This is a genomic window from Rhizobium sp. SVR5-9E, assembly GCF_056755095.1.
Genome location: NZ_JBNDHS010000308.1, coordinates 1 through 330 on the forward strand (window position 1 = coordinate 1; position 330 = coordinate 330).

Annotated in this window: 1 rRNA gene; it reads right to left on the minus strand. The window is 54.5% G+C overall.

Features of this window, described 5'->3' with window-relative positions:
• Window positions 1-330: ribosomal RNA gene (locus tag ACPYOJ_RS34935) — 23S ribosomal RNA — on the minus strand; the annotation flags it as partial.

Genomic DNA, 330 nt, shown 5'->3' on the forward strand with positions numbered 1-330 from the left:
GTCTCGTGGGCTCGGAGATGTGTATAAGAGACAGACTTTAATGGGCGAACAGCCCAACCCTTGGGACCTTCTCCAGCCCCAGGATGTGACGAGCCGACATCGAGGTGCCGAACCTCCCCGTCGATGTGAGCTCTTGGGGGAGACTAGCCTGTTATCCCCGGAGTACCTTTTATCCTATGAGCGATGGCCCTTCCATACGGAACCACCGGATCACTATGTCCTGCTTTCGCACCTGATCGACTTGTTGGTCTCACAGTCAAGCACCCTTATGCCATTACACTCTACGCCTGTCTCTTATACACATCTGACGCTGCCGACGACTAGTCGAGT